18 protein-coding genes and 3 tRNA genes are annotated in these 19231 nt (G+C 65.8%); 6 read left to right on the top strand and 15 right to left on the bottom strand.

What is annotated here, in order from left to right; all coding sequences use genetic code 11:
- Positions 1–182: 182 nt before the first annotated feature.
- Both P1K32_RS10010 and P1K32_RS10005 read right to left on the bottom strand, forming a co-directional pair.
- Positions 183–288 (bottom strand) — tRNA-Ile (locus P1K32_RS10010).
- A gap of 153 nt (positions 289–441) precedes the next feature.
- Positions 442–514, bottom strand: a tRNA-Asn gene (locus P1K32_RS10005).
- 93 nt (positions 515–607) lie between these two features.
- On the opposite strand from P1K32_RS10005, the gene cca reads away from it, so the two are divergent.
- Entirely contained in the window at positions 608–2059 is a 1452-nt protein-coding gene (gene cca / locus P1K32_RS10000; RefSeq protein WP_276249591.1) for a CCA tRNA nucleotidyltransferase, read from the top strand.
- On the opposite strand, the gene P1K32_RS09995 is transcribed toward cca, so the two are convergent.
- From P1K32_RS09995 to P1K32_RS09980, 4 genes are all read right to left on the bottom strand, one after another.
- A complete protein-coding gene (locus P1K32_RS09995; RefSeq protein WP_276249590.1) occupies positions 2038–3045 on the bottom strand; it encodes a histone deacetylase family protein in 1008 nt (335 codons plus the stop codon). The genes cca and P1K32_RS09995 overlap by 22 nt on opposite strands.
- Positions 3046–3483 (bottom strand): histone, encoded by a 438-nt coding sequence (locus P1K32_RS09990; RefSeq protein ID WP_276249589.1) that lies wholly within the window; start codon positions 3481–3483, stop codon positions 3046–3048. It abuts the gene before it with no gap.
- Between the two features lie 52 nt (positions 3484–3535).
- Positions 3536–4987 (bottom strand): single-stranded DNA binding protein, encoded by a 1452-nt coding sequence (locus P1K32_RS09985; RefSeq protein ID WP_276249588.1) that lies wholly within the window; start codon positions 4985–4987, stop codon positions 3536–3538.
- A 134-nt stretch (positions 4988–5121) separates the two neighbouring features.
- Positions 5122–5613, bottom strand: a complete 492-nt coding sequence (locus tag P1K32_RS09980) for a hypothetical protein (protein ID WP_276249587.1) — start codon at positions 5611–5613, stop codon at positions 5122–5124.
- A 134-nt stretch (positions 5614–5747) separates the two neighbouring features.
- On the opposite strand from P1K32_RS09980, the gene P1K32_RS09975 reads away from it, so the two are divergent.
- Positions 5748–5820, top strand: a tRNA-Arg gene (locus P1K32_RS09975).
- 553 nt (positions 5821–6373) lie between these two features.
- Here P1K32_RS09975 and P1K32_RS09970 read toward each other — a convergent pair.
- A complete protein-coding gene (locus P1K32_RS09970; RefSeq protein ID WP_276249586.1) occupies positions 6374–7330 on the bottom strand; it encodes a DUF7537 family lipoprotein in 957 nt (318 codons plus the stop codon).
- Between the two features lie 209 nt (positions 7331–7539).
- Between P1K32_RS09970 and P1K32_RS09965 the strand changes: the two genes are divergently transcribed.
- Complete coding sequence (locus P1K32_RS09965) at positions 7540–9324, top strand: ArnT family glycosyltransferase (protein WP_276249585.1); 1785 nt, start codon at positions 7540–7542, stop codon at positions 9322–9324.
- Here the strand turns inward: P1K32_RS09965 and P1K32_RS09960 are convergent.
- The 6 genes from P1K32_RS09960 to P1K32_RS09935 all read right to left on the bottom strand — a co-directional run bounded on the left by P1K32_RS09960 (position 9321) and on the right by P1K32_RS09935 (position 13179).
- Positions 9321–9689, bottom strand: coding sequence for an SHOCT domain-containing protein (locus P1K32_RS09960; protein ID WP_276249584.1), 369 nt, complete (start codon positions 9687–9689; stop codon positions 9321–9323). The two genes, P1K32_RS09965 and P1K32_RS09960, sit on opposite strands and share 4 nt — an antisense overlap.
- A gap of 71 nt (positions 9690–9760) precedes the next feature.
- Positions 9761–10051 (bottom strand): HalOD1 output domain-containing protein, encoded by a 291-nt coding sequence (locus tag P1K32_RS09955; RefSeq protein WP_276249583.1) that lies wholly within the window; start codon positions 10049–10051, stop codon positions 9761–9763.
- A 208-nt stretch (positions 10052–10259) separates the two neighbouring features.
- Positions 10260–11270: a lysylphosphatidylglycerol synthase transmembrane domain-containing protein gene (locus P1K32_RS09950; RefSeq protein ID WP_276249582.1), complete on the bottom strand. Its 1011-nt coding sequence runs from the start codon at positions 11268–11270 to the stop codon at positions 10260–10262.
- A 1-nt stretch (position 11271) separates the two neighbouring features.
- A complete protein-coding gene (locus tag P1K32_RS09945) occupies positions 11272–12150 on the bottom strand; it encodes a polysaccharide deacetylase family protein (RefSeq protein ID WP_276249581.1) in 879 nt (292 codons plus the stop codon).
- Positions 12143–12499, bottom strand: coding sequence for a DUF2304 domain-containing protein (locus tag P1K32_RS09940; protein ID WP_276249580.1), 357 nt, complete (start codon positions 12497–12499; stop codon positions 12143–12145). Before P1K32_RS09940 ends, P1K32_RS09945 begins: the two co-directional genes overlap by 8 nt.
- 2 nt (positions 12500–12501) lie before the next feature.
- Complete coding sequence (locus P1K32_RS09935) at positions 12502–13179, bottom strand: glycosyltransferase family 2 protein (protein WP_276249579.1); 678 nt, start codon at positions 13177–13179, stop codon at positions 12502–12504.
- Between the two features lie 96 nt (positions 13180–13275).
- On the opposite strand from P1K32_RS09935, the gene P1K32_RS09930 reads away from it, so the two are divergent.
- Together P1K32_RS09930 and P1K32_RS09925 are read left to right on the top strand one after the other, a co-directional pair.
- Positions 13276–14814 (top strand): alkaline phosphatase family protein, encoded by a 1539-nt coding sequence (locus P1K32_RS09930; protein ID WP_276249578.1) that lies wholly within the window; start codon positions 13276–13278, stop codon positions 14812–14814.
- An 853-nt stretch (positions 14815–15667) separates the two neighbouring features.
- A complete protein-coding gene (locus P1K32_RS09925; protein ID WP_276249577.1) occupies positions 15668–16279 on the top strand; it encodes a DUF309 domain-containing protein in 612 nt (203 codons plus the stop codon).
- 86 nt (positions 16280–16365) lie between these two features.
- Here the strand turns inward: P1K32_RS09925 and P1K32_RS09920 are convergent, their stop codons facing one another.
- Positions 16366–17436, bottom strand: coding sequence for a type II glyceraldehyde-3-phosphate dehydrogenase (locus P1K32_RS09920; RefSeq protein ID WP_276249576.1), 1071 nt, complete (start codon positions 17434–17436; stop codon positions 16366–16368).
- 158 nt (positions 17437–17594) lie between these two features.
- Between P1K32_RS09920 and P1K32_RS09915 the strand changes: the two genes are divergently transcribed.
- Positions 17595–18548: an aminopeptidase gene (locus P1K32_RS09915; RefSeq protein WP_276249575.1), complete on the top strand. Its 954-nt coding sequence runs from the start codon at positions 17595–17597 to the stop codon at positions 18546–18548.
- A gap of 256 nt (positions 18549–18804) precedes the next feature.
- Here the strand turns inward: P1K32_RS09915 and P1K32_RS09910 are convergent, their stop codons facing one another.
- Entirely contained in the window at positions 18805–19224 is a 420-nt protein-coding gene (locus tag P1K32_RS09910) for a DUF1648 domain-containing protein (protein ID WP_276249574.1), read from the bottom strand.
- Between the last annotated feature and the right edge of the window lie 7 nt (positions 19225–19231).

The raw sequence follows: 19231 nt of genomic DNA, 5'->3' as shown, positions 1-19231 counted from the left end.
TACGCTGAGCGGCTATGGGCTCAACAAACGACGATAGGACTCGAAAAAAGAGTCTGTCGACACGCGAGAGCCCAGACTCTGTAGACAATATCAGTGCCAGTAGATAGTAAAACAGGGTATAGAACCGCTGAGATCCGGGAAATAGTTAGCTAAGAACCCTGCAGATTTTGCATGAGCACCCATGGGCCCTGCCGGATTTGAACCAGCGCTCAATCGGTGTCCCACGCCGACGGTGGTCACCGCGGGCGATATGAGCCGATCGCTTTAACCAGACTAAGCTAAGGGCCCTCAGTTCGGTATTCTTGGGTCCGACTCTTTAGTTTGTCGGGTCGTATCGCTTCGCGGTCTGTGACTCCTCGTCGCGAGCCCGGGCTCTCCGCGTATTCTTCGACGACGTTGTTCGGAGCCAGAGCTTCTCACGTGTTGTCGTCGAAAGAAGTACGCCACCGCCAGGGCTCGAACCTGGGACAACCTGGGTAACAACCAGGTGCTCTACCAACTGAGCTACGGCGGCTCGCACTCGCCAGTAATCCGAGTTGGTAATTAGGGCTTTCGCTTCGGTCGTCCATCGACACGCTTTCACGCACTCTCGGAGAAGCCACGGACAATGAGTGACGAGTTCGACGCCGTCGTCTCGCGGGTTCGCGAGCGGGTCTCCCCGAGCGAGACGGAGCGCGAGCGGTTACAGCGGGCCGCGGCGACGGTGATGGAGCGGGCACGCGAGGCGGTCGCGGACCTCCCGGTCGACGCGGAGGTACTCCAGGTCGGGTCCACAGCGCGTGGGACGTGGACCGCGGGGGACCGCGACGTGGACGTCTTCGTCGCCTTCCCGCCCGACCTGGAACGGTCGGAGCTGGAGGCGTACGGACTGGAGGTGGGTCACGCCGTCCTCCCCGAGGGTCACGAGGAGTACGCGGAACATCCCTACGTCGTCGGGGCGGTCGACGGCTACGCTGTCGACCTGGTCCCGTGTTACGCCGTCGACGACGCGACGGCCATCCAGTCGGCTGTCGACCGGACGCCGTTCCACACGCGGTATCTGGCGACCCGGCTGGACGACGAACTCGCGGGCGAGGTCCGTGTCACCAAACAGTTCCTGAAAGGTATCGGCGTCTACGGCAGCGACCTCCGGACGCGGGGATTCTCGGGCTACCTGACGGAGCTACTCACGGTCGAGTACGGCGGGTTCCGGGAGTTCGTCGCGGCGGCGGCCGACTGGCACCCACCGGTGAGATTCGACCCCGAAGCCCACGGGACCACCGAGTTCGACGACCCGCTCGTCGTGGTGGACCCGACCGACCCCGACCGCAACGTCGCGGCAGTGTGTTCGGCGGACAACGTCGCTCGCCTGCAACACTACGCACGGGCGCTCCTGTCCGACCCGCGCGAGTCGCTGTTCGAGCCGAGCGAGCCGGCGGCCTACGGCGCCGAGGCCGTCACCGCCGCCGTCAAGCGCCGCGGGACCACGCCGGTCGCGGTGCGCTTTGCCAGGCCCGACGTGGTCGAAGACCAGCTCTGGCCCCAGCTCAGAAAGTCCCTGACGGGGCTGACCGAGGAACTCGACCGGCGGGGATTCGACGTGTTCCGGTCGACGGCGCTGGCGACAGATAGTGCGGGCGGGAGTGACAACCCGCACGCGACAGATAGTGCGGGCGGGAGTGACAACCCGCACGCGACAGACGGGGCAGACGCCGACCTCGCTGGCGCGGCCGCCCTGCTCGTCGAACTGAGCGTCGCCGAACGCCCGGCCGTCGAGCGCCACGAGGGGCCGCCGGTCCACGTGCGCGAGCACGCAAGCGGGTTCTACGACACTTACGCCGACGACCCCGACGTGGCGGGCCCCTACATCGACGGCGACCGCTACGTCGTCGAGCGGCCCCGCGAGTTCCAGCGAGTCGAGGCGTTCCTGGACAGCGACGCGCTGCTGTCCGTGCGTCTGGGTCCACACGTCGAATCGGCACTGGAAGACGGATACGAGGTGCTGGTCGGTTCGGATATCGCGACACTCGCAGACACGTTCGGCGTCGACCTGGCGGCCTATTTCGAGCCGAATCCCTGAGCGGCGACCTCGTCGAGCACCTCGCGGGCCGCCTCGCTCACGTCGTCGTCGGGGGCGACCGGCTGGTAGCCGTCGAAGACCTCGTGGACCATCTTGATAGAATCCGAGAGCGTGTCGAGTCCGTAGCCACCCTCCAGCACGAAGCCCAGGCCGGCGTCGCAGTCGTCGGCCAGCTCGACCATCCGCTGGGTCATCACCCCGTACCCCTCCGTACTCACTTGCATCCGCGAGATGGGGTCGTGTTCGTGGGCGTCGAAGCCGGCACTCACCAGCAGGAGGTCCGGGTCGTAGTCGGCGATTGCGGGCGCGATGACCTCGTCGATAGCGGCCAGATAGTCGGCGGTGTCGGCGCCGGGCTGATAGACGACGTTGACGTTCGTTCCCTCACCGTCGCCGACGCCCGTCTCGTCGATATCGCCGGTGCCGGGGAAGAGACCGTCCTCGTGGATGGAGGCGTAGAACACGTCGCCGCGGTCGTAGAAGATGTCCTGTGTGCCGTTGCCGTGGTGGACGTCCCAGTCGAAGATGGCGACGCTGTCGGCCCCCTGGTTCAGGGCGGCTTGTGCGGCGACGCCGGCGTTGTTGATGAAACAGAAGCCCATCGCGTCGTCGCCGACGGCGTGGTGGCCCGGCGGTCGACCGAGCGCGAAGGGAGTCTGTCGGGCCCGAACGTCGGGACCGGCCTCTTGGGCGGCCCAGACGGCAAGGCCCGCCGAGGCCAGCGCGGCGTCCCACGTCGCCTCGACGGCGACCGTGTCGGCGTCCCAGTGGCCGCCGCCGTCGTCGCAGTACTCGCGGAACTCCTCGATGTAGTCGGCGTCGTGGACCTCCCGAACGACGTCGATGTCCGCGTCGTCGGCGGCGACGTAGTCGACGCCGTGGCACTCCTTCAGGGCGCGTCGGACCGCCCGGAGTCGGTCGGGGCTCTCGGGGTGGCGCTCGCCGGTGTCGTGGTCGAGACAGACCTCGCGGTAGCCGAAGTTCATTCAGTAGTACTTGGCGAGTTCGAAGTACGTCTCGACGTCTGCTGCCTTGACCGTCCGCCGGTCGGCGTGGCGGGCGAGGTCGGCGGCGGCGGCAGCGACGTCGTCTGCGAACGATTCGAGGATATCGGCAAGCGCAACCCGGGCGTCCATCGCGACGCGGTAGTCGTCGTCGATGTCGAGGCGGGCGATGCGGTCGACCGGCGCGACCGGGAGCTCGAGACCGTCCTTGTCGGGGACGCCCTCGACGCCGAAGTCCGAGGGCATCAGCGTCTTGCGGCCGTCACGCGTCGCTTCCTCTGCGGCCGTGGTGGCGAGGGCAGCGCCGCGGTCCTGGATTCTGCGTGCCAGTTCCTCTGCCGCGCCAGCACTCACCCGCAACCCGTCCGCGTTCCGTCGGATGACCGCATCGACGGGCGCGAACGGAAGCTCGACGCTCATACCCACAATCGGGAGTGTTGCGGTCTTAAGAGTTTCCGTAGCGTCGTTTCCGTCAGAACACGTCGTCGGCGTCCAGTCGGCCGTCATCGACGACCCCGCGGACGGTGACTTCCTGGCCGAGTTGGACGCGTTCGCCCGTCTCGACGCTCATCGTCTGCTCGCCGTCGTCCAGTACGACCGGGTCGCCGGTCTGGACGACGGTGCCGGTGAATTCGACCTGTTCGGCGGCCTGTGCGCCACTGCTGGCGCCGGCGGCGTCGGACGTAGCGCCCCCGTCGGTGCCCGCCGCTGCCGTCGACTCGACGCCGGTGTCGCCCTCGTCGCCGCCGTCGCCAAAGGAGGACAGCCCGGCGTGCTGGTCGTCTGCCTGTTCCTCGGGCGTGGGCGCGGGGCTCGCGCCGTCGTCCAGCACGACGATAGTCGACGACCAGCTCGCGGAGGCCTCGAGGTCGTCCTGCCAGCCGTCCTGTATCTCCACGTCGGCGGCCAGCACCTCGTCGCCGGGCTGGATGTCCTTGTCGGCCTTGTCGCCCCACAGCGCGACCCGGATGTCGCCGGTGGCGTCCTGGATGCGGATGTTCCGGACCTGTCCCTCGCTGCCGTCGTCGCGGTCGAACGTGCGGACCGGGTCGGCCGAGCGGACGACACCGGCGATGTCGACGGTCTGCTCTATCTCGACGCCGTCGATGGGGTCGGCGTCGGGCTGGAAGTCGACGGCCTCGTCTATCTCGTCGACGGCGCCGTCGTCGCCGACGTGCAGTTCCAGCGAGCCGTCGCGTTCGCGGACGTAGCCGTCGACCACCTCGACGGCGGTGCCTGGCTCGATTTCGGTCGCGCGGTCGGCCCGGTCGTCCCACATCGTCACGCGGACGCGGCCGGTCTCATCGCCCAGGGTGAGGTTCGACACTTTCCCCTCGCTGCCGTCGTCGCGGTCGAACGTGCGGACACTGTCGGTGTCCAGCACCAGCCCGCGCAGGCTCACGTCCGATTGCCCCATCGTCAGCGCCTCGACGGTCGACCCGTCACCGGGTTCGACGTCGACGGCGGCGTCGTCGTCTACTTCGGCCTTGTCGACGGAGACTTCGAGGCCGTTGTACCCGTCTTTGGGGCGGCCTTTCACGCGGAGCACGTCGCCAACAGAGAGCATCCCGTCGTCGATGTCGACGGCCTGGCCGTCCCAGAAGGCCAGCCGGACGCTGGCGGTCTCGTCTGCGGCCTCGACGTTGATGACGCGACCGTCCTCGTCCTCGCCCTCCCGCTCGAAGGTCTTCAGGTCGCCGATGGCCATCACCTTCGCGATGAACTTCACCTCGTCCATCCCCGGCTCGATGTCCGCGATGGTCTCGACTTCCCCCTCGTTGAGTTCGTGGGCCAGCAACATCGCCGCGGTCTCCTCGTCGGCGAGGCCACCCATCTGTTCGACCTTCTCTTCGACGGCCTCGCGGAACTCCTCCTCGGAGACGTCGGTCTCTAAGTCCGCGTAGATGTCTGCTATCTCGCCCATTATCTATGGGAGCCAGGTCTGGGGCGCGCTTAAGCGTTGTCGTTGCCACAGCGACCCGCTACCGTCTGTCGGTTCTGTCCTCGAACTCGCCATACGACAGGGTGGCCCCGCTATCGGATATAAATCTCCGGTCGCTACGGCGAGGTGGTCACGACCGACTCTGGCCCGTCGCCACGGTCGTGCGTGACGACGACGGTCTCCGGTGTCCCGTTCTCGAACTCGACCGTCGCCGTGTAGTCGATCTCGACGGTTGCCGTGGTACAAGCGTCGCCAGCTTCCGAATCCTCGGCCGTCTCGACGGCGACGGTCAGCGTGCCGTCGTTGTAGTTGGCGCTGCCGAGTTCGGCGGTCTGACAGCCGTTTTCCCCCCAGATGGTCCCCTCGACGACGACATCCGTCCCGTCGGCACTGACAGTCGCGCTGTCGGTCTCTGTGCCACCCTCTATCGAGTCGACCTCGAACCCGGAGCCGGTAAGCGACGGTGCCGGCGTCGGCATCGGTGTGGGAGTCTCGGTGGCTGTGCCGGTGTCGGTTGGGGTCCCGTCACCGCCACCGTCGTCGAGACACCCCGCGAGCGCGGCGAGACCGGTCGTACCGATAGCGCCGAGGAGCGTTCGTCGTTTCATACACGGCGATGCATCCCCTGAAACAAAGGCCTTTTCCGTGGGTCAAACGCGACTTTGAGCGTGGTATGAGCACGCCTCGCGTACGGGGGTCGAACCGTCACCCTTTTCATACCGACCACCCTCCTCCAACATGAGTCCGGGTAGGGTAGTGGACTATCCTCTTGGCTTGCGGAGCCAGGGACCGGAGTTCAAATCTCCGTCCGGACGTTTTCCATTCCACAACGCGACGAGCGACAGCGAGGAGTGTGTGGAATGTGAAAACGACCGAGGAGATTTGAACACGCGAGGAACGCGCAGCGAAGCGAGCATTTCTCGCCTCGGTTCAAATCTCCGTCCGGACGTTCACTTCGTTCACGTACGGACGTGCTCCACGCTCGCTTCGCTCGCGTGGAACTCCGTCCGGACGTTTTCCATTCCACAACGCGACGAGCGACAGCGAGGAGTGTGTGGAATGTGAAAACGACCGAGGAGATTTGAGCAGAGAAGGCGCACGCCCGGGAAGCGAACGAAGTGAGCGACCCGGAACGTCTTCACGAGTTCAAATCTCGCTGGACGATGCACTTCGTTCACGTACGGACGTACTCCACGCTCGCTTCGCTCGCGTGGAACTCCGTCCGGACGTTTCTCTGCAGCACAACACCGCAACTGGCAGGACTGCCGTGACGAGCGCACCGCTGACTGGGCGGGCTACTACAACACAAAAAAGAGCAGTGAGAAGGGGTGTCAGCGGGTCGATTAAACAGTCGTCTGACGGCTGCGGTCAGGACGAGTCGGCGTCCTCGGCTTCCGAGGTCCACTCGGGCTCCTCGACGGTGGTCGAACCGATTTCGGAAAGCGCGAGTTGGCTCTGTAGCGTCGACGTTCCGGTCCGGCTCTCTACCTCACGAGTAAGCGATACCTGTCGAATGACGTCGTCGTCATCGACGGAGAGCGTCCCACTGATATCGGTCAGCGTGCCCTGGATACCCTCGGTGAACTCATCCTGGTCCTCGAGACCGGCGAGCGTGTACTCCGTCACCGTGTCACCGTCGACAGTGGTTGTGCCGTTCGTCTCCCAGACAAACCCGGCGGTGACGGCCGTCAGGTTCTGTGAGAAGTTGCTGGTGTTGACGGGGATGATACCACGGCGGTTGGTGCGAGCGCCCTCCTGCGTGGAGTAGTTCGTTCCCTGGCTCGTGATGCGTTGCCGGTAGGACGTGTTGCCCTCGGTGTAGACGGTCGTCGAGACGTTCTGCGTGCCCCGCTGGCTGGCGACCGACTGGTCCGAGATGCGAAGTCCCTGCCCGGCTTCGAGGTCGACCTGCGTCGTGCTGGTCCCGCTGGTAACTGTCTGGCCACGCTGTGACCGGAAAGCGGTAAAGGAGCGTGACTCGGTCGTGTACGAGCCGGCGTCCTCGACGGCAGCCCGCGTCGCGTTGTTCAGTTCTTCGCCGTCCAGGTCGGCCCCGGAGCTGTTGGCTTCGAGGTCAGGAGCCGACTCGGTCTCGGTCTCCGGTGGCGCCGGCTCTCCCTCCTCGGTGACCGTCCCGAGTTCCCCCGGCGTATCCGTACTCGCTGCCGGCGTCGTGGTGGCGTTCTCGGTTCCGCTGGCTGTCCCGTTGGCTGTCTCACTGGCCGTCGGCGTGGCGCCGCCGGAGGGGCCGCTACAGCCGGCCACTGCGACGAGCAGGACCACTGCAACGACGAGCAGCCCGCGGCGTAGCGTCAGTTGGTTCATATCACGTGGTAGAGAACCCGCTACAAATTACTACCGGTTACGTCTGAGATTTAATGGTTAGCGCGCGTTCACGCGCCCGATGAGAAATTCTGTAGCCCGGCGGTAGGCGCCCGAAAGCGACAGTATGGTTCGGAGACCGCAACGTCGGTCACAGGTACCGTCCGCGTGAGACCAGACGACTTTTGTCGTCCCTGGGGGTTTGTCGAGGTATGTTAAGTCCCGGGCGAGTGCTGTTCGACCGGGTGCGGTCGCAGGTCCGAGAGGACTTTCGCACCGACCCGTACCTCCCCTACATCATGGTCGCTGCGACCTTGTTGGCCAGTTTCTGGTTCTTCCACCGCATCCCGAACTTCGCGACGCGGGACGAGAAGGACCGGTTGATAGACGCGATGGTCCCCTACGGGCGGGTGCTGGCGGACCCGAGCATCGAGTCGCTCCAAAACGGCGTGAAGTGGAGTCGCGTCCCCTTCGGCGCGACGCTGTACCTGTTCGCGCTGGCGCTGCTGCCGGTCCTCGTCGTCGCACTGGTGACCGGCCGCGGGGACATCTTCACGTCGATTGGCTACCCGAACCCGGCCTTTGGATACTACGACCTGTGGGCAAGCACGCCCGAGTGGGTGTGGACCTGGAGCATGGCGTTCGTCCGGCTGTTCAACGTCGCCTTCGCGCTTGGCTCTGTCTACCTGACCTACCGGCTCGGAACCGCCGTGGTCGACCGGGCGACCGGCAGGCTGGCCGCGACCATCCTCACGCTGACCTTTGGCTTTCTCACCATCGCCCACGAGGGCGGCGAGGATATGCCAGCGCTGTTTTTCGTCCTGCTGGCGCTGAACTTCCTGTACGTCTACGTCGACAGTGGTGAGCGGCTGCCCTTCTACGTCGGTGCGGCCTGTGGCGGGGCCGCCATCGCGTTCAAGCTCACCGCCGCGCCGGTCATCCTGGCGGTCGGGACCGCACACGCCCTCCGGGCGCTGCGGAGTGACGGAGACACTGTCAGGACCCTGCTTTCCCCGCGGCTGCTCGTCACCGGCGCGACGCTCGGGCTGGTGACGATACTGCTCGGCTTCCCGACGTTCATGGTGGGCGGGTTCGACCAGATAGTAGAGCGTATCTTCGGCGGCTCGGCCTCGCGGGTGGACTGGCCGACCGGGCCGGACGCACCTATCACGTGGTGGTTCCTGCGAGGGTACTTCAGCGGGATGGGGCTACCGCTGTTTTTCGCGTCGGTCGCCGGTGTCGTCGGGAGCGTCGCGGGGCTGCGCAAGCGCCGCGAGGGTCGGTACGGCATCGTCCTCGTGCTCGTCATGCTCGTCCTCTACGTGGGGATGTTCTCCCAGTGGCACGACTTCCGGGTCCACCACCTGCTGCCGACGTTCCCGCTGCTGGCGCTGTTGCTGGCGAACGCGCTTTCGGACCTGCGCGAGTGGAACCCGGCCGTCGCCCGTCCCGTGATGGCTCTCTTGCTCGTGACGACGGCGATATACGCCGGCATGGGCACCGTCGGGTTCGCCTCGATGCCCCGGGACGAAGCCGAATCGTGGCTGGTCGACAACGCCGACGAGAACGACACGGTAGAGGTGTACCGCGTGAACATCCAGGACACCGCGATACCCCACGGGATGAACGTCAACCAGCAGTCCCTGGATCGCGCGGCCCAGAGCCCCTGCCCCGAGTACATCCAGTTGGGCTATCGTGACCTCCTGTATCTGAAAAACGGCACCTACTACCGCAACGGGGAACCGGAGTATCAGTACATCCGTTCGCTGGTCGAGGAGGAGACCGACTACGAAATCGCCGCCGAGTTCGGCGAGCGGCCGCCGGATTTCGTCCCCCAGCGGGCGACGCCCGGCGACTACACGGACCTGCTGCGCTACGGCGTCGTCCCACAGACCGACCAGTACGCCGACGAACAGGAGCTCAGAGCCAACCAGTACACCCTCATCCTCCAGCGTACCGAGCCCTGTACGAGCCCGCACGAACACCCCTTCGACTAGTCGCGCTCACGCTCCTGTTCGCGGCGCGGTCGACCCTGCTCGCGGGCCGTCCGGACGTCCTCCGTCTCCAGTAACCGCTCGACCTGTCGCTCGAACTCCGCCTCGGTGAGCTCGCCACGGGCGTAGCGCTCCCGAAGCGTCGCCAGCGCGTCGTCCTCGTCGGTCCTGAAGCTACTGTCAGCGGACTGTCGACGCTGGTAGAGCCGCGTCGCGCCCACCGCCATCGGAAGCAACCCGCCGAATCCGGCGGGGAAGGCCACCCAGAACCAGGGGACGCCGGCGAACATGAGCCCGAACGCGACCAGCAACGTCAGCATCGTGACGCCGCCGGCGACGATGGTTTCGAGTTCGTCGTCTTCGGCCATATCGGATGCAGAGAGCCCGGGTCGTTAGCTCTTTGGCCAGTAGCTCCGGGCGCAGGGCGTCGGGCGGGTTATCAAGCCGGCTTCCCCTGGAACACAGGTTCCGGGTCGGTCTGGCGGGTAGCGTCACAGACGCGGATGCGTCCGTCACCGCGAACGAATACGTTCCAGTTCTCGACCTGGAAACCCAGAACCGCTTTAGCATCTCTGGCTCCGCCGTGCTCACCGAACATCTGGTTGAGCGCCTCTGTATCGATAGAGTCGTATAATGGGGTCAACTCGGTGGGCTCGGTATCGGTCGCCGTTGCCAGTGCGTGGACGATGGCATCGGTGGGTGTCCTGGCTGTGTCTGCTTCGTATATCACATCCGTAACTGGGGTACAGCTACGATAGAGTGTGAACTGGGGTTCGTCCATAGGCGGACTATGGATGTGTGGCGTAAAATTGTTCTTTTTTCCCAATACTACTACTGAGTTGTCAATAGCCGGCCGTGCTACCTGCGTCGTCTTGGAAGGGGCGAGTCATCCACGGAACGGTGAGTCGAACCCACGAGGAGCGAGACGAACAGAACCACTACAACACCGATAGATCCATATCGAGCGTTGGGTACCAGCCGACGACAGCGGGGACGTAGACGCCGAGGAACCGGTCGAGGAAGATGACGGGAATGACGACCGCCTCGGGGACGCCCAGCCCGACGAAGACGGCGGTGGCGGTCGCCTCCGTGACCCCGATGCCACCGGGCGTGAGCGGGAGCAGCGTGATGCTGTAGGCCGTCACCAGGTAGAGCGGGAGCAAGAGTGGGTCGACCGCCGCGCCGAAGGAGAGAAAGAGTAGCCAGACCCGGATACCGGGGGCGACGACGAGCGCGAGGGCCCACCCGGCACCGTAGCGCAGCCAGATGCGCGGGTCCGTCGAGATGCGGCCGAAGGCGTCCGCAGAGGCCTCGGTGATGTCGGGGATAGCCCGGACCCGGTCGGCGAGCGCGCTCCCGAATCGGGGAACTCGCTCGGCCAGCGACGCCAGGACGCCGACCAGCCGGTCCAGCACGGTGAGGTTCATTCCAGCCAGCAGGACGACGACGCCGGCGACGAGGTACAGCGCCGTCGACAGGACGAGCAGGAGCAACAGACCGGTGGAGACGCGGCCTACGATGGCGAGGAGGCCGACGGCCGAGACGAGACCGTAGAAGACGGCGTAGATACCTGTGTGAGCGCCCGCGGCGGCGGTCGCGTCGCCGTAGTCGATACCGGTCTCAGCTTTCAGGATGAAGGGCGCGGCGAGGCGACCGGAGAGCCGCGACGGGAGCAGTTGGTTGACGAAGTTCACCGCCAGGTCGACGCGGCCGGCGGTCAGCAGCGCCACGTGTGTGAAGGGTGCAAGGACCGCCCGCCACGTGTCAAAGCGGGCGACGACGCCGCCGAGGGTGACGAGGACGATGGCGACGAGCACGTCTGGCTCGGTGGCCCGGAGTCGCGTGCTGACGGCGGCGATATCGACCTGCGAGAGGAGGTACGCGAGCGCGGCGATGCCGACGCCGTACTGCAGTATCGAAATCGCTATATCGCGCCGGCTCGCCGTCACGTTACCCCTTCCGTTGCCCGTCCGCGGGTCGGTTCTGGTCAGTCCCGTCCGGGAGGGCGCCCTCGAGCACGGACCGGGCAGTGACGAAATCAAAGGGCTGGTCGAGGATGTAGCGCAGCGCCTCGCGCATCCACTCGCCAGTGTGGTAGTACACCCGCGCGGGGACCCCCTCGACCTTCGGCAGCCCGACCAGTTCCCAGGGGTGGACGTACAGTACCGGCGTAATTCCCCGCCGGGCGAGCAGGCGCATCCCCAGCGCGGTGTAACGCGGGCCGAAAAAGCGCAGCCACGTCCCGGTCAGTGGGAGGCGCAGTCCGGGCATCACGCTGGCGGGCAGTTCGGCGAGACCGGCGGGCGCGTCGGGGTCAACGGCCGTCGCCGGTGCGGGGGTTTCGAGGTCGTACTCGCCGCCGTACCAACCCGGGATGGCACGGCTGGCGACGACACTGGAGTCGTAGCCGTAGCCCGTCTCGGCGAGCAGGTCGAAGTGGTCGTCGGTGATGTCGAAGACGGGGGCACGAAAGCCGGTGACGGACTGCCCGGTGAGCGATTCGAGCCGCTCCCGGGACGAAGCCAGTTCCTCGCGGCGCTCGTCGGCGTCGAGGTCGGAGAGCAGTTGGTGGGAGTGGGTGTGGGAGGCGATTTCGAAGCCCGCGTCGGCCAGCGCCTCGACGTGGTCTGGGTAGCGCTCTACCAGTGAGGAGACGACGAAACACGTCGTCGATGCGTCGCGCTCTACCAGCGTCTCCCAGAACCACTCCAGTCCGTGCAGGCCGATACCCTGCTGGTCCGTCGTCCCCTCGGCCGACCGGTAGGCTGGCGTCTGGTCGAACAGTTCGACGTCGATGGAAAGTACTGCGCGGCCGGCGGCGTCACTCATTTCGGAGTTCCTCGACCTCGCTGCGCAGCAGGCTGACCTCCTCGTTGAGCCGCGAGAGGCGGTCGTAGAGCTTCCCGATGCGGTTGAACAGGTAGGTTGCGACGACAAAGAGCGTCAAATTGGAGATGACTAGGATGGCCCGCGCCTTCAGTTCGAGCCCCAGGACCGTCGCGACGACCCGGAAGATGTCGGGGAACACCGCGACGACGATGAGCCCGCCGCCGATGGCCAGCGAGACGACGAAGAGCGCGATGGCCTCCCGTCCCTGTTTGACCATCATGTAGCCGTTGACGAGGAAGGCGATACCGACGACCAGCGCGATGAGGTTGACGAGGGTGTACTCGACCATAGTTAGCGAAAGAGAAGGACGCGGAGGATAGTGTCGGTCATCCGAATCGGATACAGCGCGAAGGTGTCGAGGGTGAACTGGGACTCGCCCTCCTCGCGGGTGGGCATCTTCGTCGACACCTCGGTGATGCGGTAGCCGCCCTTGGCGGCCTCCAGTGTCTGTTCGATGGCCCAGTGTTTGTCCCCGCGGTGGAGTATCGATTCGAGCATCGACACCCGGTAGACGCGAAAGCCGCTGGTCACGTCCGTAATCTCGATGTCGCCCAGCGCGTTGACCAGCCGAGTGAAAAACTGGATGCCGACGTTGCGCGTCGCCGAGTAGTCCTGGTAGCTCTCGTTCAGATAGCGGCTGGCGATGACCATGTCGTGGCCGTCGGTCGCGACCTCCAGGAGTTCGGGAATCTTCGCCGGGTCGTGCTGGCCGTCCGCGTCGACCTGGACGACCCAGTCGTAGTTGTGTTTGATCGCGTACTGGTAGCCGGTCCGGACCGCGCCGCCGACGCCCGTGTTGAAGACGTGTTCGACGACCACGGCGCCGTGTTCGCGGGCGATGGCAGCGGTGTCGTCGCTGGAGCCGTCGTCGACGACGACGACCCGGTCGACATACTCTCCGGTCTCCTCGATGACCGGTCCGATGGTCTCGGATTCGTTGTACGCGGGAATGACGGCGACGGTACGCACTATTTGCCCGATATTCAGCAACCGTATATATGCGTTTTGTCATACCGCCGCGACGAGACGGAAAGACCTATTGGGGCGCTCGCGGGGAGTTGGGGTATGACGCGGACGTTCGTCGTCGGGCTCGACGGCGCGAGCTGGCGGCTGCTCGACCCGTGGCTTGAGGCTGGCGACCTGCCGAACCTGGCCGCGCTCCGGGAAGACCACACCTGGGCGGAGACCGAGAGCTGTCTCCCGCCCGTGACCTTCCCGAACTGGAAGTGTTACTCCGCCGGGAAGGACCCGGGCGGCCTGGGCGTGTTCTGGTTCGAGCACATCGACCTCGAGAACGAGCGCATCGACGTGGCCAAGGGCGGCGACTTCAAGACGGCCGAACTGTGGGACTACCTGGCCGACGACGGCCAGACCCCCGGCGTGGTGAACATGCCGACGATGTACCCGCCCCGGGACATTGGCGGGCCCGTCGTCGCCGGCGGCCCCGACGCCGTCCAGGGCGAATACCGAAGCATCGACAGCGGCTACGCCGCGCCCGAGGGCCTGGAAGACGAACTGGAAGAGCTGTTCGACTACCGGGTCCATCCCGACCCGCTACTGTCCTCGAACGAGGAACGGGGCGCCGAGGTCGACGCCATCCTCGACGTGATGGACAGCCGCTTCGAGGTGTCCCTGCACCTGCTCGAAGAGGAGGAGCTGGACTTTGTCCACGTGACGCTGTTCTACCTGAACGTCCTCCAGCACTTCTTCTGGAACGACGAGCCGACCAAGCGCGCCTGGGAGATGATAGACGAGTGGCTGGGTGAACTGGCCGCGATGGACGACCTCAATCTCGTTCTGATGTCAGACCACGGCTGTGGCGCCACCACGACGGAGTTTTACATCAACGAGTGGCTCGAGCAGAACGGCTACCAGGCCCACGAGCGGACCGTCGAGGACTTCTTCCGGCCGCTCGGGCTGACCCGCGAGAACGTCCTCGGGGTAGCCAAGAAGGCTGGCGTCGTCGACCTGCTTGCCAAGACTGTCCCCGAGTCCATCCAGCAGCTGGTCCCCCAGAGCGCCGGGGCCAAGCGCGCCCGCAAGCTCGAAGCCATCGACCTCACGAAGACCCAGGCCGTCGCCAGCGGCCAGGGGCCCATCTACCTGATTCCCGGCACGCCCGAATCGGTGCGTGACCAGCTCATCGAAGACCTGCGGGCCGTCGAGGACAGCCAGGGGAAAGTCTTCGACGGCGTCTATCGCGGCGAAGAGGTCTACAGCGGCGAGTACGTCGACGAGGGCCCCGAGGTCGTCGTGGATATGCGCGACGGGGTCCACGTCAACGACGGCATCGGCGGCGGCGAGGTGACGACCGCGCCGGACCGCTGGGCCGCCGAGAACACCCGCAACGGCATCTTCCTGGCCAGCGGACCCGACTTCGCGAGCGAGGGCGAACTCGACCAGATTTCGATTACGGATATGGCGCCGACCATCCTGGCCGCCCACGGCGTCGACATCCCGACCGATATGGTCGGCGAGGTGTTGCCCATCCATAGCGAGGAGCGCTCCGTCGGCGAGCGCGACCCCATCGACATCGGCGCCCGTGGTGAGGGTACCAGTGAGGAAGTGGCCGATAGGTTGCAGCAGCTCGGCTACATGGAGTAGAGGCGGACCCTGGGATCGGTTACCAGCGCCGAACGGCGAACACCGCGAGTACAGCCGCTCAGTGCGCCGAAACAGTTATTGCCAGGAATTTTCAGGATGGTAAATAAATGGATGAGCGGGAGCGGGAGCGCCGTCTCGACGCGATGCGAGACAACAGCTCGAACGACAAGTCCTTCGAGTAGCTATACATTGTCATGTCATTGCTCCTGCTCGCAGTGGCCCTGTACCAGGATACGTCGCGAGGGATACCATTTCTGCTGGGGTTCGACGCCATCGCTGTGGGCGCCGGGTTCCTCGTCTACGTTCTGTACCGACGCGACTGCTCGAAACGGGAGCAATGGCTTCGTTCGAGTGCTAATCGAGCAGTCCCGGTCCCGTGTCAGGTCAAGGAGAGTCACGTCTGCGACATACGGGATAGTAGCGATCCGGAATGGGGCTGTTGCCCGGCGGTCGAATTTACCTACCAGCGAAACGGCTCCACCAACTGAAGCGTGAATCCGTTTCCCGATGGTATCAGTCACCAAAGCCCCAAGGAGGGGGCAAAGCAGGGGGGCAGAGTGGATCGCAAACCAGGCCGACGGCACTGCGTACTACGACCCCAAAACCGACCAGGCGTTTGTTCTCAACGACCCATAGACGTCGGCCGTCAGGCAGTGGGCCGGGTCGGTGCTGCAGCTAGTGTTTCTGTACTGTACCGCTATTGTCGCCGCGTTTTTGGTGCTGACCTAAACAGCGAAGGGCGGTGCTCGAGCCACGTGAGAGAATGTCTATACCCAGCATCGCTTGTCGATGGGGCCCAGTCCCGGCACGCATCGAAGACAGGGTTTTCCGCGTCGACTCGCCACTAGTATCTATGCACGCCCACCTTCGGGCCGGCATCACCGTCTACAACGCCGGCCGATACCACGCCGCCCACGACGCTTGGGAGGACCACTGGATCGACCTCGATGCGGGCGACGAAGAGCGATTCCTGCACGGGCTCATCCAGTTCACCGCCGTCGTTCACCACGGCACCGACGAGAACTGGTCGGGCGCCCGGGGGCTCGCCGAGAGCGCGGGGGAGTATCTATCGGCGCTACCCGCCGACTACCGCGGCGTCAACCTCGACGACGTGAGACCCTTCCTCGCGCGAGTAGCCGACGACCCCGGGAGCGTCGACTGGGACAACCCGCCGAAACTGACCCACGAGGGCGTCGCCGTGGGCTACGGCGACCTCGACTTCGAGGCGGCGGCGGTCGCTGCCGAGGTACTGGCCGAGGCCGACGGCTACGACGAGGCGGTGGTCGCCGACGCCGTCGACTACGCTCGGAAAGAACTGGACGAAAAGGGCGAAGGTCGGTTCGTCGGCCAGCTGTTCGCGTTCGTGCAGGAGCCGGCGGACCGCGGGTTCGTCTACGCCCACCTCTCGAACCACGTCGAACGCGAACGCCAGAAGGACGACGACGTCGCCGGGCTGTTCGACTAGCAAGGGCAGTGAACGCTCCCGAGGGCTTTCTGGCTCTCAGAAATTCGGTTGGAAGCGCAGGGGACGCTGTTTACCGACCCCGGAAACTAGTCGTCCGCGGTCCCCTCGGCGCGAGCTGGTTCGGACTCGTGCTGGACGAGCCCCTGCCCGACGCCGAGTGCCTCGTCGGTCCGGTGGATGCTCTGCTCGGCGCTGGCGGTCCGCTCGGAGAGCGCCCGCACCGCGTCGATGTTCTCGGGCACCACGTCGGCCTCCTGGTGGATGGCCTGGAACAGATACAAATCGCGGCCCTCGACGGTGACGGACTCGGCCCAGATGCAGTTCTCCCAGACGTCCCCGCGCGGGCGTCCGGCGTCGCGGGTGTACTCCTTGAGCTTGCCCGCGCCGTCGATGCCCAGCGTCTCGGGAATGAGGAAGAGTCTGGACTCCGCGCCGAGCAGGTCCCGGACCTCGCAGGCGGTCGGGGCCGACTCCAGCGTGACGTTGACCGAGTGGGTGTGCATCTGGGTCGTCGGCACCTTCATCCCCATCGTGTCGATGGCGAGGTCCGGGAACACCGTCTGGACGTCGGGACCGTGGTGGGAGGGAATCTCGACCGGGTCGGGCAAGGTGTCGTTGATGGGGCCGCGACCGGTCTGGCCGGGGTCGCCGCCGCGACGGACCAGCGTCACCCGGGCCTTCTCGATGCCGTAGGACTCCTGTAGCGGCGCGAACAACCGCGAGAGGCCGGTCGTGTTACAGGAGACCACGCGGGCGGTGTCGGCGCCCACGGCGGTGTCGTAGTTGGCCCGCGCGTTGAAGCTGACCTCGGCCACGTCGGCCGACTCGCCGCCCTGGAAGATGGCCGGCGTGTCGTGGTCGGCGTAGAGGTCGGCGTTGGTCTCGCCGACCCCGCCCGGCGTGGTGTCGACGACCACGTCGCTGGCCGCTACCATCTCCCGGACCGTGCCCGCGGTCCGGAGCCCCGCCGCGTCGAACGGCGCGGCGCCGTCCTCGCCGGCGGCAAAGAGGTCATAGCCCCGGTCTACGGCGATGGTTGCCTCGAAGTTCGGCGAGCGTTTGGCGACGCCAGCGACCGTCATATCCGGCTGGACACGCACCGCGTCGGCGACCCGCTTGCCGATCGTGCCGAAGCCGTTGATGCCCACATGGAGCATGGCTGTGGGTTCCCTGCCATGGAATATATTCTTTGTGATTAATGATTAAAGATTCTTACTCGGATAGTTGTACCCGTCACACGATACCACGGAACAGGACCTGACGACGGCGCGTCGGCCCCACCAAGAGTTAATTCCTCAGGGACCCAGGCCCGGGTATGGACAACTCTTCGCTCCGCGTCCCCGCCGAGACGGCCATCAAGCAGTGCATGGACCTCCGTCCCGGCGAGTCGTGTGCGGTCATCACTGACGACAAGCGCAAGGCCATCGGCGAGGCCCTCTATCGGGTGGCCGGCGAGATTACCGACGACACGGTCTTCGTGCGCTACCCGCCGGGCGAGCAGCACGGCGAGGAACCGCCCCGCCCAGTGGCCGGCGCGATGCGGACCGCCGACGTGGTGCTGGCGCCGACGACCAAGAGCCTCACACATACGGAGGCCCGCAGCGACGCCAACGCCGCCGGCGCCCGCGTCGCCACGCTGCCGGGCATCACCGAGGGCGTGTTCCTGATGGGCCTTGACGCCGACTACGAGGCCATCGAACAGCACTGCGAGGACGTGCTCACGCAGGTCGGCGACGCCGACGAGATTCGCGTCACCACGCCCCAGGGCACCGACATCACCTTCACCGTCGGCGACCGTGAGTGGTATCTCGACACCGGCATCGTCCACGACGCCGGCGAGATGTCGAATCTCCCCGCCGGCGAGGTGTTCATCGCGCCCGAAACGGCCGACGGGACCTTCGTCGTCGACGGGACGATGCGCCCCCACGGGAAACTCGACGGGAAGCTCCTCTCCTTCGAGGTCGAGGACGGCACAGTCACCGACATCTCGGACCCCGACATCCGCGAGCAGGTCGAGACCGCCGCCGAGGAGGTGGGCCAGGACGCCTACAACCTGGCCGAGCTGGGAATCGGGACCAACGTCGCCGTCACCGACCTCGTCGGCTCGGTGCTGCTCGACGAGAAAGCGGGGGGGACCGTCCACATCGCCATCGGCGACGACCACGCCATCGGCGGGGACACCCACGCGCCCATCCATCTGGACGGTATCCTGACGGAGCCGACCGTCTATGCGGACGGCGAGGAAGTAGAACTTCCTCGTGGTGAGTGAGCGGCGCAGCCGCGAACGCGGGGAGGTCGTAGACCTCCCACAAGGTGAGCGGTGAGAGCGAGGGCCGAACTAAGTGAGGCCCTCAATGGTGAACGGGGAGCACAGCGACCCGTGAACGCAGTGAGCCGCGAGCGCGGCGAGGAAGTGGAACTTCCTCGTGGCGAGTGAGCCGTCACGGAACCGCGACCGAGAAACCGAACCTCCTGGCGGAGAGGGCGATGACTCCTGTCTTCTGGTGGCGCCACTGTGTTGCCGGTCAGCTGATAGCGAACTCCTCGCGCCAGACGGTGTAGCCGACAAGCAGCGCCGCGAAGACGAGTGAGGCGACCAGCAAGCCCTCCAGTGGCACCGAATAGCCGGCGTTCCAGGCGAGGACGAGAACGTGGACGAGAGCGAGAAAACCGGTCGTCGCAACCGTGATAGCCGGACCCGTCTGCGGATGGGACGGGGGGTCCACAGCTGTGCCGACCGTCAGCACCAGCTGCGTGATGAGCATGATGGCCGGAAGCAGGGCGACCCCGATTGCTTTCGGGACGTAGTCATTCGGCGTGCCCGTCGCGGAGAAGTGGATGGCGACCTCGGCGGGCAGCCGGGGCCAGAGAGCGATACCGAACAGTGCCGCCAAGATAGTGATGCCGGCGGCCAGCGAATCGGAACGGGACCAGGCGGGCAACATCATCGGA

This window comes from Haloarcula rara, assembly GCF_029338235.1.
In the GTDB taxonomy this organism is placed as follows: domain Archaea; phylum Halobacteriota; class Halobacteria; order Halobacteriales; family Haloarculaceae; genus Haloarcula; species Haloarcula rara.
Note: the sequence above shows the minus strand (reverse complement) of the source record. Positions and strands in the feature narration are given on the sequence as shown.